This window comes from Myxococcus sp. NMCA1 (assembly GCF_026810205.1).
Lineage (GTDB): Bacteria > Myxococcota > Myxococcia > Myxococcales > Myxococcaceae > Myxococcus > Myxococcus xanthus_A.
Map to the genome: position 1 here is coordinate 7,342,529 of NZ_CP113950.1, position 12,051 is coordinate 7,354,579.

Sequence of the window (12,051 nt, forward strand, 5' to 3'; positions counted from 1 at the left end):
GCTCGCCGGACCTCGCGGGGTGCAACTACAGGTAGCCGACCTTGCGCGCCTTGGACGCGCCAGCCGCTGGTATCGGAGTGGTGGGCGCCGCGGCCCCCGCGGGTGCGGGCGGACTGCTGGTGGCCTTGGTCCCATTGCCAGAAGGAGTCGGAAGCGGATCCTCCACCGGCTCCACGGAAGCCGCAAGCCGGGACACGTGCCCGGCGACATCCCGGTACTTCCCGTCCATCGCGGCCACGCGCTGGTAGTGGAAGAGCGCCTTGCCCGCATCCCCCTGGGCCTCGTAGGCCGCCGCCAGCTCGAAGCCGAGCGCCTTGGCCGCCTCGCCCGTGGCGTGGGGGTTGCCCAAACCCTCGCGGAAGGCCTCCACGGCCGCGGAGGCGTCGCCGCGCAGCAGCTGGAGCATGCCCATCATGGTGATGCAGTCCAGCTCGCGCTTGCCGCCCGCGCTCCCCTGACGGGCCACGTCGAACTCGTGGAGCGCGTCGTCGAGCAGGCCCATTTCCTTGTACGCGATGCCCAGGTCGTAGTGCGTGTCCACGTCCTCGGGCTTCACCACCTTGGCCAGGCTCTTCTTGAACTCGGAGAAGACCTCCTCCACCGAGTACTGGAAGTCCTCTTCCGCCGGCAGCGCCGAGGCCCCGGCGTCGTCGCCGAGGTTGTCGATCTCCCCGGCCAGCTCCGCCGCGAGGTCGAACGCGTCGCGCTCGCCGGTGGTCTCCTCGGCGTCCTCGTAGCCGTCCGTGACGGGCTGCACGCTCGGAATCTGCGCCGGCTCCGCGGCCGCGTCCTCCTGTTCCGCGCCGCCTCCCGCCTCCGCCGCCTCCAGCCGCTCCATCAGCTCGGCTGCGCGCGCGTGGCCCGGGAAGGCAATCATCACCGTCTCGAGAATCTCGCGCGCCTCTTCCAGCAGGCCCTGGTCGAGGAAGAACGACGCCTCGTCGCACTCCTCCGCCGCGGGCTCCTCTTCATCGGCGGCGGCCTCGACTTCCGGCTCGGGCTCGGGTTCCGGCTCGACCGCGGGCTCCTCGTAGGCGACCGGCTCGGACAGCTCGTCCGCGGACAGGTCCGGCGCGTCTTCCACGAAGGACTCGTCGTCCACCGCCACGATGGCGTGCGAGGCCGTGGGCTCCTCGAACTCCATCGGGTCGCCCAGCGCCGGAGTCCCGAACGGGTCCTCGTCCAGGTCAGCGGCCGTCAACGGCGCGGCGCCCACGCGCGTGGGCACATCCTCCAGGTCCAGCGGCGGAGGCGCCTCGTCGTCCAGCGTAGGCACGTCCAGCGAGTCCAGCGTGGGAACCTGGAGCGTGTCCGGCGAGGCCTCGTCGAGCAGCGCCTGCGTGGGCGCGTGCATCTGCGTGGGCTGCGGCTCGTCCTGGTCCCCGAGCGACAGCGCCTCCATGGACGTGGCGGCGCCGTCGTCCACCAGCGACTCGTCGTCGAGCGAGTAAGCCGCCGCTGCCGCCAGGTCATCATCGCTGGAGGCGACGAGCGGCTCGTCGTCGGTGACGCTGAGGCCCGGCTCGTCGGTCAGCACCAGCCGGTCGTCGTCCGTCACCAGCGTCTCGTCCACCGACGCCGCCGCCAGGTCCTCTGGATCGGGCGTGCCGTACACCTCGAACTCGCCCGAGGTGATGGCCTCGCCCACCAGCGCCTCTTCGCTGATGACGGCGGAGTCGCTGTCCTCCTCGATGACCTCGTCGGAGTCACTCGAGGGCAGCGTGGTCAGCGCCAGTTCGTCACCGGGCGGGTGCAGGAGCGCGTCTTCCGGCGGCGGCGCGACGAGAATCTCGTCGTCGCTGGAGTCCACCAGGATGGCGTCCTCGCCCACCGACTCCACCACGGACACCGTCGGCGCGGCGACCACGGGCCCCGTCGTCCGCAGCACGGACAGGAACGCGGGCACCTCGGGATGGGCGGGATTCTCCTGGAGGATGGTGGCCAGGTACGGCTGCGCGCGCTGCACGTCCGCCGTGCGCGTGCACAGGCGGAGCACGTTCAGCAGCTGCTCCGACGCCTGGGCCATGTTCCCGGACGCGACGTAGATTTGGTACGCCTTCTCGTGGGCGTCGAGGTTCTCCGGCTCGACGGAGAAGACCTTGCGTAGGTGCTCCAGCGCTTTGTCGTGGAGCCCGTACTTGACGTAGACGTCCGTCTCCGTGAGCAGCTTGGAGAGCTGCTCGCGCCCCATCCCCGCCGGAGCGGGAGGTGCCACGGGCGCCGGCGCGGGTGCTGCCGCCGCGGGCTGAGGCGCGGGGCGCGGGGCGGGCTGAGGTGCCGCCGCGGGCTGGGGTGCCGCCGGAGCGGGCTCGGGCGCGCGGCGCGCGACCAGGTCCGGGTCCTCGGGGTCCAGCACTTCAATCTGCGTCCAGACAGCCTCGGCCTCGGTGACGCGGCCGCGCTCCTGATGAATCTTGGCCAGCTCCTTGTAGACGGAGATGGTCTTCGACGTCTGGCCCAGGCCCTGGAACGCCTGCGCCAGCAGCGTGAGCGTCTCCACGTCGCGGCCATCGGCCTTGAAACACACCTGCAGCTTCGCCAGCGCGCGCTTCTGGTCGCCGCGCTGCAGGTACGACGTGGCCAGCTCCTTCGACAGCGGAAGGTTGTCCGGCTCCAGCGCGGACAGCCGCTCGGCCACGCGGAGCCAGTCATCCGCGCGGCTGTTGCGCTTGAGGTACTCGGCGGCGCGCTTGAACTCCTGGGCCGCCTCGCGCGTCATGTTCTCGCGCGCATACAGCTCCGCCAGCTTGATCTTCGACGCCACGTTCTCCGGGTCGAGATCCACCATCTTCTTCAAGGTATCGAGCGACGACTTCGTGTCGCCCGCCTTGTCGTAGTGGTTGGCGACAATCTGGAAGTACGCCATCGCCTCGGACATCAGCCCGAGCTGCTGGTGAAGCTCTGCCAGCTTGAGGTTCACCTCCAGCAGGTTCGGATTGAGCTTGAGGACCTGCTTGTAGAGCGCGACGGCCTTGAGGAAGAAGCCGTCCGACGAGTAGCTCTCCGCGACCTTGGTGAAGAAATGGGCGGCCTGCGGGTTGTCGTTCTTCTTCTGGTACAGCTCCCCCATCTTCTGGAGGACCCGGATGTCCTTCGGGTCGACCTCCAGGACCTTCTGGTACTCCTTGATGGCTTTGTCGTAGGCGCCCTTCGCGACGAGCTTCGCGGCGGCTTCGATGATCTTGTTCTTGTCCATCGAGCGGTGGGCTTCCAGCAGGCCGAAACCCCTTGAACTTCGCGGGTTTCCATCCTCAGCAAGGGGGAGTGTCGGAGGCTAACGGAAAGCTCCGACGCGGGTCAAGAAACGGCCCGGCTCCCCCCGGGGCCGGATCACCTGCTCGCGTGGCGGCCCGACAAGCGGGAATCCACACCAGGTGTAGGGCTGCTACGGCGTCTCCTCGACGGCCTTCTTGAGCCGCCGGGAGCCCGTCTCGCTCGCGAGCAAGCGCTCCACGAACCGGGTGTCGTAATTGCCCTCCTGGAAGGACTCTTCCGCGAGTGCGGCCCGGTGGAACGGGATGTTGGTACGGATGCCTTCCACGACGTACTCGCCCAGGGCGCGCTGCATGCGGCGGATGGCCGTGGCCCGGTCATCCGCGTGGACGATGAGCTTCGACAGCAGGCTGTCGTAGTACGGCAGCACCGTGTAGTTCTCGTAGGCGCCCGAGTCCACGCGCACCCCATAGCCGCCCGGCACGCTGTAGCCGGTAATCTTCCCGGGCCAGGGGGCGAAGGTGATGGGGTCCTCGGCGTTCACCCGGCACTCGATGGCGTGGCCGCGAATCTGGATGTCCTCCTGCTTGAAGCGCAGGGGTTCCCCGTAGGCCAGGCGGATCTGCTCGCTCACCAGGTCCACGCCCGTGACGAGCTCCGTCACCGGGTGCTCCACCTGGATTCGCGTGTTCATCTCCATGAAGTAGAACTCGCCGCGCTCGTCGAGCAGGTACTCGATGGTGCCCACGTTGTTGTACGCGAGCCTGCGCATGGCGTTCACGGACACCTCGCCCATGCGCTTGCGCAGCTCAGGCGTCAGCGCCGGCGACGGGCTCTCCTCGATGAGCTTCTGGTGCCGGCGCTGCACCGAGCACTCACGCTCGTTGAGGTGGACGATGTTGCCGTGCTCGTCCGCGACAATCTGGATTTCGATGTGGCGAGGCTTCTCCACGTAGCGCTCGATGTAGAGGTCGCCATTGGAGAACGACGCCACGGCCTCCGCCTGCGCGGTGGAGAACGCCTGCGCCAGCGCGCCCGGCTCGCGGACGATCTTCATCCCCTTGCCGCCGCCACCAGCGGCCGCCTTGAGGATGACGGGGAAGCCAATCTCGCGGGCGAAGGCCTCCGCCTCACGCGGGTCCTTCACGGTGCCCGGGCTGCCCGGAAGCAGTGGCAGTCCCGCCTCGCGCGCGGCCTGGCGGGCACGCACCTTGTTGCCCATCAGCCGGAGCATCTCCGGCCGAGGGCCAATGAAGCGGATCTTGCAGTTCTCGCAGACCTCCGCGAACTCGGCGTTCTCCGACAGGAAGCCGTAGCCCGGGTGGATGGCGTCCGCGCGGGTGATTTCGGCGGCGGACAGCAACTGCGGGACGTTGAGGTAGCTCTCCTTGGACGCCGGCGGGCCGATGCACACCGCCTCGTCTGCGAAGCGGACATGGAGCGCGTTGGCGTCCGCCGTGGAGTGCACCGCGACCGTTGCGATGCCCAACTCCCGGCAGGCGCGGATGACCCGCAGGGCAATCTCCCCGCGGTTGGCGATCAGCACCTTCTTGAACACGTGGGTGTCTCCGTCAGGGCCGTCATGAGGAGCGGCTCGCCCGTGGGACACGGGCGGCGCGCGGGCCTCTTCGTCAGGCCACTTCGATGCGGAACAGCGCCTGGCCGAACTCCACCGGCCGGCCGTTCTCCACGAGGATCTCCGCCACCCGGCCGGAGACCTCGGACTCAATCTCGTTCATCAGCTTCATCGCTTCGATGATGCAGAGCACCTGGCCTTTCTTCACCAGGGAACCCACATCCACGAAGGGAGGCTGGTCCGGCGCCGGAGTCCGGTAGAACGTCCCCACGAAGGGGCTCGTCACCTGGTGGCCAGGCTTCTCGGCGGGCTTCTCCGCAGCCGGAGCCGCGGGAGCAGCGACCGGTGCCGGAGCGGCAACGCGAGGAGCGGCCGGGGCGGTGTATTCCACCCCGGCACTCGCGGCGACGGGAGCCGGCGCGGCGTGATGGACGATGGTCGTCTCGGGCCCCTGGCCGCGGCGGATGAAGAGCTTCTCCTCGCCGCGCTTCCAGACCAGCCGTGTGACGTCCGAGGACTCAAGAATCTCCACGATCTGCCGCAGGGCTTCCACGTCCAGGGACGTGCTCCCCGTGTCAGCGGGACCGCTCGAGGCGGCCTCCGTCCGCGCGGGCGACTGGGCCCGGGTCGACTTGCGCTTCGTTGCCATAACTCGCGTCCCCTTCCCTCCGGCGTCGCTGCCGAGCTGCGAACTAGCCCCTGGTGGCCACGCGCGTCAGGTACTTGCCGTCGCGCGTATCGATCTTCAGCACGTCTCCCTCTTCGATGAAGAGCGGGACGTTGACGGAGTAGCCGGTCTCCAGAACGGCGGGCTTCAGCGCGCCGGAGACGGTATCGCCGCGGATGCCCGGGTCACACTGGGTGACCTTGAGGTCCACGGAGTTCGGCAGCGTCACACCAATGGCCTTGCCATTGTAGAAGAGGACACTGACGTTGATGTTCTCCTTCAGGAAGTTCTTCGCATCTCCGAGCACCTTCTCACCGAGGAAGGTCTGCTCGTAGTTGCGGGTGTCCATGAAGTAGAACTCTTCACCCTGGACATAGAGGTACTGCATGTCCTTCTCCTCGATGTCGGGCTTGCCCACCTTCTCGCCGGACTTCAGCGTGGGCTGGAGCACGCGGCCCGTCAGGAGGCTGCGAATCGTGGTGCGCACGAACGCGGAGCCCTTGCCGGGCTTGACGTGCTGGAAATCGGCGATTTCAAACGGCTCACCGTCGATTTCGATCTTCAGACCCTTGCGGAACTCGGACGTATCGATGACACCGGCCATGGGGACCGACTCCTTACAGACTCGCAGCAGCGAAAGCTTGAAAAGTCCGGGGTGTCTAGCCCATGCGCCCCTTCCATGGGAAGGGGAAAGCAGCGGCGGAAACGTCGCCTGGATGACTGCTGGCCGGGCATCCGACTAGAGCTCGGCGCGCACCTTGGGTGCGGTGACGCGCAGCACGTAGCGGCCCTTGCCGAAGTTGCCATCCGCGTGAAGGGCGAGCACCAGGAAGTAGTCCGGTGACACCAGCCGCATCACGGTCAGCACTTTCTCACTGTTGACACTGACCTCGCTCACGGTGCCCGTCTTGAGGGTCTCCGCGGCGTTGCGCAGCTGGGTGAGGAGGTTGGCGTACTCCACCCACGCGCCGTTGAGGTCCAGCTCGGCGCTCTCGTCCTTCTGGAACGTGTCGACGGAGATGCCATCGAAGCCCATCACGCTGCACGCGAGGGCTCCATCGACCTGGTTGACCACCGACTCGAGGTGCGTGCGGAAGGACATGGGCAGAGGCTCTTAGAAAGACGGCTGGGGCCCGGTCAAGGGCCCCGGCGGTATGAAGACTACGTTTCCTCGGGCTCAGTGCACTCCGGCGCGAAGCGGTCCTGTCCACCGGGAAGCCCGCAGGGCCCGTTGGCTTCGAGCTGCGTTCCCACCGGGCAGGTGAAGCCCGAATAGTAGAACGTGATGGGATACGTGATCTCGTTCGACTCGGTCGACTTGCCGTTGATGGTCTTGCCGATCAGCTTCAATCGAACGATGACGCCCACGGCGTTGGTTCCCCCCCCGCCGAAATAGGCGGCGAGGTCTTCGCGGGCATTGGCACCCAGCAAATCCAGGACCACGCTACTGCTCTGCGTCGCATTCGCAGGCAGGTTGAAGTAGTTCGGGTAGACGTCATTTGTCAGCGTCGGCCCCGTACCTTGCGTTTCGTAGTTCAGCTCGACGTTGGTGACGTAGATGGAAGACTCGTCGCCTCCGCCCGTGACAGGGGCGTCACCAACGACGACCTCCTGAGATGAGAGGCTGTTCCGGACCTGAAACGCCGCCAGGTAACGGCCCGAAGTCGTGAGGTCCAGGGACCCGCCAGTACTGGCGAGCCCTGATTGATTGACCGCACAGGCGGCATCCGGAATGAACGCGTTGAAAAGCTGGATGTCCGGAGGACTGTCCACGCATCCAGTCATGGCCAGTGCCAACGGCACCGCGAGATAGAAGTTCTTCATAGGCGAACGCTCTCCTGCAAGAGGACGCGAAGGCACCCCTTACAGGGTCTGCGCGATGGTCTGCCGGTTGAGAATGCGGGGCGTGATGAAGATGAGGAGTTCCTGCCGGACATCGGACTCCGTGTTGTTCTTGAAGAGCAATCCCAGCACCGGAATCCTCGACAGGAACGGCACCGCGTTGATCTGCGTAGCGCCGCGGCGGACATAGATGCCACCAATGACCGTCGTGTCTCCATCCTTCACCAGCACCTGGGTGTTGGCCTCCTTGCGCTGAATGGAGGGCTGTCCGTTGGCGCCCGTGCTGGACGGGTCAGGCTGGTTGTTGGAGGCAAGGATGCTCATCAGGACACTGCCATCCTGGGTGATGTGAGGCGTCACTTCCAGGGACAACCGCGCTTCCACGAAGGTGGTGTTCACACCCTGCGCGGACGTCTGGCTGAAGGGAATGGACACACCCTGGCTGATGCGCGCCGTGTTGTTGTCCAACGTCGTGACCTTGGGCGCGGAGATGGTCTTCACCGTTCCCTCGTTCTCAGCTGCGGATATGCGCAAGTTGAGCTGGAGCGCGCCACCTGCCGAACCGAACGTGAAGCCCATCGCGCCACCAACACCCTGCCCAGCACCGACCGGCAGGTTCACCGCGAAGTTTGGAATATCAGGGAGACCGGGGGCTGCACCAGCCACGCCACCCGTCACGGCCAGGTTGTTCGGGAAGATAAGGCCCGTGGAGTTACCAGTGGCCTGACCCGCGCGAGCCTGCCCACCCCACTGAACACCCAGCGAGCGACTAAAGGTCGTGTTTGCTTCCACGATGCGGCTCTCGATGAGCACCTGCGGCGTCTGCGTGTCCAGGCTGCGCACTAGCGAACGGGCTCGCTCCGTGTTGGAACGCACGTCCTTGACGATGAGGACGTTCGTCCGCTGGTCCACCGTCACCGAACCTCGCTCGCTCAGGACGTCCTTCACCCGCGCCGCCATTTCACTGGCCACGGCGTAATTGACCGGGATCAGGTTGACCATCAGGTCTTCCTGCTGCTGGAGCGACTTCTTGCGCTCTTGACGAAGCCGGGCCTCCTCCTCAAGCGTCTTCAGGGGGGCGATACGGATGATGTTGCCAAACTCCTCCTTGCCCAGCGCCTTGGTGCGAAGGACGAGGTCCAGCGCCTGGTCCCAGGGAACGTTGCGCAGGCGGATGGTCACCTTGCCGCTGACGTCGTCGGCAACCACGATGTTCTTCTTGGAGATTTCCGCGATGACGCGGAGAAGGTTCTGGATGTCGATGTCCTTGAACTCGAAGGACACACGCTTCCCACGGTAGCGAGCCTGCTGGGGCGCACCCTCCGCGGCGTAGGCAGGCGCCTCGGTGGTGAAACCCGCGGTGCGCTGGGCGACAGCCACCTCTTCGGTCTTCACGCCCTTCACATCCAGGCGCCAGGACAGCGTACCTGCGCTCTGAGACACCTTTTCTTCAATGGCACCGTCGGCAGCCACCACCAGACGCACCTTGCTGCCCTCGCCCGGAACGCTGAAGGCACTGATCATCTTCACCGGCGTCTCCAACGCGCTGGTGTCGAGGCTGCGCTCCAGATTCTTGGGAAGGCGCGCATTGTCCAGCGTCAGCACCGCACTGCGCGGATCCGGCCGGTCCACCTTCCACGCCGTGGTGCCCGACACCTTCATCACGATGCTACCACCGGCGCTGCTCTCCTCGAAGCGCACGTCCTTGACCTCGACCACAGAGGAGGACTCGGACTTCACCTGCGCTGGACGCAGTGGATCAACCTCGGCCACTATAGCCACAGCTTCCCCGGACTCAGGGCCTGGAGCCGCCTTGCGCGCGACAGCCCCTCCGAGCACCACCTCAAGCCCGCGGCTGGCGCGGTGGACGCGGTAGGCGGGCATCTTCCCGCGCACATCAAGGACCAAGCGCACCTTGTCTGCGTGGGCACCCACGCGAACTTCACGGAGAGAACCCGAGTTGACGCGTGGAGCACGGGCAGCCAGGCCCACGCCGAACAGGTCCACTGCGAGCCGAGGCGGGTCGGCAAGCTCCAACACCTCGTAGCGGGCGATGTCGCCGTCCGCGCGAATGCGCAACGTGTCGTTCGCAAAGGACATGGCGGTGATGCGCTGGGCCGGATTCGGCACCTCACGCTCATCCGCCTCAGCGGCCACCACGTTTTCCGGAAGCGCCGCCTTGGAGGTCGTCACAGGCGCGGATTGCTTCACCTCGGCCTGAGCCGTAGCGGCAACGACAGGCTCGCGTGGCTTCGCCGGTGCAGTCACTCCTTCGGCCTTGGCTGCGGGCTCGGCGCGCTTCGCCTCCGCAGGCGAGCCAGCAAGCTGCGCGGAGCCATCCACGGAGATGACCACGCGGTTGCCGTCCGCGCGAACGTCGTACTGGGACGCCTTGTCCAGCGCCAGCAGCACTCGACCGACGCTCGCGCGTTCGTCCGAGAACTGTGACGCCACGACACCGGAGACCGGTCCCGAGCCGTCGTGGTGTCCCTTGATACCCGTCGCGTCCGCTGACGAGAGGTCCACCACCAGCCGCTCCGGCCCACTCAGGCGGAACACCGTAAAGGTAGGTGGCCGGGTGCCGGTCACCACCACCTGGGCGCCCGAGCCCGTGCGGGAGACATCCAGTCCCCGCAGCGTATTCAGCTCGGCGCCATGCACCCTGGCGCCCACAAGAACGACCGCCCAGGCGGCCGCCAACATCCACTTGCCCCTCGTCACAGCGCTCTCCTCGAGCATGCGTCCCCTCAACAAGTTGGAAGCGGGCCACCGCCCGCGGGAGCGAGCGCCTTGGAGGGCGCTATTCCCCGAAGTTCTTGCCCGTCATCATGTTGTAGGCGGGGTCCAGCTTCACATCGGGCTTCAGCTGCAGCAGCACCGGATTCTTGATGATTTCGCCATTGCCCGAGAACACTTCCGTCACCGTCACGGAATCACGGAGGATCTGCGTCACCTTGCCGCCCTGGCGCCCCATACGTGTGTTCCGACGCACGATGTGTCCTCGGCCCGCCGGGTCTTCGACCATGGCCATCGGGCTGGCATCGCCCGTGACGACAGCCACCAACTTCAGCTGGTCCAGGTCGAAGGCGCAGAGCGGTTCGTTACAAGAAGCGACTGGATTCGCGTTCACCGGCCCCAGGTCCTCGATGGGGCTGCGGAACGGGTCCCGCTTGCCCACCGGGTTGTACGTATAGGAATGGGTCGGAACCTGCTGGACCACGGTCTCAGCCGGGACCTCTTTCACCGGCTCTACCACCGCAGCCTTGGGCTTCGCGGCCTTGGGCGCTGGACTCGACGCCTCGTCGCAAGCAGCGAGCGCCAGGGCAAGCATCGCGGTGGTCATGGTGGCATTGAACGTCTTCATCCTCAATCCCCTTGTCGCCCTACTTCTTGAGCGGATCAAGTTTCTATTTCTTCGACTTCGCGTTCTTGGTGGTCGCATCCGCCGCGGGGGCGCTCTTCTGCTCGACGAACCGGAACGTCGTCGCCAGGAAGCTGCTTTGCAGGACGACCTTCTCGTTCTTGAGCACGGCCGAATCGAGCTTGATGTTGTTGACGTTGACGATACGGCGCATGTTCGCCATCTCCTGAAGGAAGAGGGCAATCTCGTGGTAGTTGCCGCTCACCGTCATCTTGATGGGGATGCGGGCGAAGAAGTCCCCGCCGCCGACCGTCTCCTTGTCGGGCGTCACACTGGAGATCTCCAGGCCGCTCTTCTTGCCAATGTCGTTGATCTGCGCGAGCAGCTCTTCGATGTCGCGCTGCTCGGGCAGTTCGGTCAGCGCCTCGGAGAGCTTCTGCTCCAGCACGTCCATCTCGCGCCGACGCTCGTTGAGGTTCTGAGCGATCTCGCTCTTGTCAGCCAGCTCCATGTCCAGCTTCCGTCGCTGGGATATCTGCGACTTGATGGCTTCTTCGGTCGGCTGAATGAACATGAAGAAGTTGCCGACCGTGAGTGCGCCCACGGCGAAGGCGAGTCCGCCGAACTTGATGGCCGGGGGCGCCTTGACGAATTGATCCAGGTACTTGTCCATGGCGAGCGGCTCTCTCAGATTGCGTAGTTGGAGCTCAGCGTGATCTTGAACTCGACCAGCGAAGGGGTACCTGGCTGCGTCACCTTCGTTTGCGTCGCGTTCTTCAAATCGATGTTCTTGAAGAACGGGGTGACCTGAGCCTCTGGGAACTCTTCGATGGTCGCTTCCGCGGTCAGAAGCTCCACACGCGCCGTCTTGCTCTCGCGCCGACGGTCCACCATGCGTCCCATTCCCTTCGGCGTCCACACAACGCCGGTGAGCCCCCGCATGAACTCCGCGACCTCGTCGTGACTTACGGCCGAGCCATCGATGGCCACCGCGTTGTTCACCTCAGAGAAGGTCTTCACCCACACCTTCTTCGGTGTGGCGGACGCGAGCGCGTCCATCATGCGGACGGGGCCGTTGCGGCCCTTCCGCAGCGAGTCCAGCACGGCAAGCTTCTTCTCCACCTCAGCCTTGCGGGTGTTGATGTTCTTCACCTCGCCGATGATCTTCTCCAACTCGGCGATCTTGGCCTTGGCCGCCGCGACGCCCTGCCGGTGCGTCGCGAGCTCGCTATCGCGGTTGTCGTACCAGGCGTAGTTGGCCACGGCAGCGCCAACCAGGACCACGGCGAAGAGGATCAGCACCTGCCGACCCATCTCGCGCTTCTTCACCGCCCGGACGGGCAGCAGGTTGATGCGAATCATCATGTGCGTCGTCTCCAGTGGGTGGTCCGG

Annotated in this window: 10 protein-coding genes; all 10 read right to left on the reverse strand. The window is 65.9% G+C overall.

The window, feature by feature from the left end; all coding sequences use genetic code 11:
- Nucleotides 1-25: 25 nt before the first annotated feature.
- The 10 genes from sgmX to OZ403_RS30380 all read right to left on the reverse strand — a co-directional run bounded on the left by sgmX (nt 26) and on the right by OZ403_RS30380 (nt 12,024).
- Nucleotides 26-3,196: a type IV pili formation protein SgmX gene (sgmX, locus tag OZ403_RS30335; protein ID WP_268782401.1), complete on the reverse strand. Its 3,171-nt coding sequence runs from the start codon at nt 3,194-3,196 to the stop codon at nt 26-28.
- 189 nt (nt 3,197-3,385) lie between these two features.
- Entirely contained in the window at nt 3,386-4,771 is a 1,386-nt protein-coding gene (accC, locus tag OZ403_RS30340) for an acetyl-CoA carboxylase biotin carboxylase subunit (protein WP_140794776.1), read from the reverse strand.
- Nucleotides 4,772-4,844: 73 nt separating this feature from the next.
- Entirely contained in the window at nt 4,845-5,438 is a 594-nt protein-coding gene (gene accB / locus OZ403_RS30345; protein WP_268782402.1) for an acetyl-CoA carboxylase biotin carboxyl carrier protein, read from the reverse strand.
- A gap of 43 nt (nt 5,439-5,481) precedes the next feature.
- Nucleotides 5,482-6,060, reverse strand: a complete 579-nt coding sequence (gene efp / locus OZ403_RS30350; RefSeq protein WP_268782403.1) for an elongation factor P — start codon at nt 6,058-6,060, stop codon at nt 5,482-5,484.
- Between the two features lie 135 nt (nt 6,061-6,195).
- On the reverse strand, nt 6,196-6,558 hold the full coding sequence (locus OZ403_RS30355) for a roadblock/LC7 domain-containing protein (protein ID WP_140794779.1): 363 nt from the start codon (nt 6,556-6,558) through the stop codon (nt 6,196-6,198).
- A 59-nt stretch (nt 6,559-6,617) separates the two neighbouring features.
- Complete coding sequence (locus OZ403_RS30360) at nt 6,618-7,280, reverse strand: hypothetical protein (RefSeq protein ID WP_268782404.1); 663 nt, start codon at nt 7,278-7,280, stop codon at nt 6,618-6,620.
- Between the two features lie 39 nt (nt 7,281-7,319).
- Nucleotides 7,320-10,037 (reverse strand): type IV pilus secretin PilQ, encoded by a 2,718-nt coding sequence (gene pilQ, locus OZ403_RS30365; RefSeq protein ID WP_268782405.1) that lies wholly within the window; start codon nt 10,035-10,037, stop codon nt 7,320-7,322.
- 61 nt (nt 10,038-10,098) lie between these two features.
- Nucleotides 10,099-10,662, reverse strand: coding sequence for a pilus assembly protein PilP (locus OZ403_RS30370; protein WP_268782406.1), 564 nt, complete (start codon nt 10,660-10,662; stop codon nt 10,099-10,101).
- Between the two features lie 43 nt (nt 10,663-10,705).
- The gene (locus OZ403_RS30375) at nt 10,706-11,332 is read right to left on the reverse strand and encodes a type 4a pilus biogenesis protein PilO (protein WP_268782407.1); all 627 of its coding nucleotides are present in this window, start codon (nt 11,330-11,332) and stop codon (nt 10,706-10,708) included.
- Between the two features lie 14 nt (nt 11,333-11,346).
- The gene (locus OZ403_RS30380) at nt 11,347-12,024 is read right to left on the reverse strand and encodes a PilN domain-containing protein (RefSeq protein ID WP_268782408.1); all 678 of its coding nucleotides are present in this window, start codon (nt 12,022-12,024) and stop codon (nt 11,347-11,349) included.
- Nucleotides 12,025-12,051: the final 27 nt, after the last annotated feature.

Excerpts from the sequence above, each read along its gene's own strand:
- OZ403_RS30355 (WP_140794779.1), bottom strand. The coding sequence starts at position 6,558 with ATGTCCTTCCGCACGCACCTCGAGTCGGTGGTCAACCAGGTCGATGGA.
- efp (WP_268782403.1), bottom strand. The coding sequence starts at position 6,060 with ATGGCCGGTGTCATCGATACGTCCGAGTTCCGCAAGGGTCTGAAGATC.
- accB (WP_268782402.1), bottom strand. The coding sequence starts at position 5,438 with ATGGCAACGAAGCGCAAGTCGACCCGGGCCCAGTCGCCCGCGCGGACG.
- OZ403_RS30375 (WP_268782407.1), bottom strand. The coding sequence starts at position 11,332 with ATGGACAAGTACCTGGATCAATTCGTCAAGGCGCCCCCGGCCATCAAG.
- OZ403_RS30360 (WP_268782404.1), bottom strand. The coding sequence starts at position 7,280 with ATGAAGAACTTCTATCTCGCGGTGCCGTTGGCACTGGCCATGACTGGA.
- OZ403_RS30370 (WP_268782406.1), bottom strand. The coding sequence starts at position 10,662 with ATGAAGACGTTCAATGCCACCATGACCACCGCGATGCTTGCCCTGGCG.
- sgmX (WP_268782401.1), bottom strand. The coding sequence starts at position 3,196 with ATGGACAAGAACAAGATCATCGAAGCCGCCGCGAAGCTCGTCGCGAAG.
- OZ403_RS30380 (WP_268782408.1), bottom strand. The coding sequence starts at position 12,024 with ATGATGATTCGCATCAACCTGCTGCCCGTCCGGGCGGTGAAGAAGCGC.
- pilQ (WP_268782405.1), bottom strand. The coding sequence starts at position 10,037 with ATGCTCGAGGAGAGCGCTGTGACGAGGGGCAAGTGGATGTTGGCGGCC.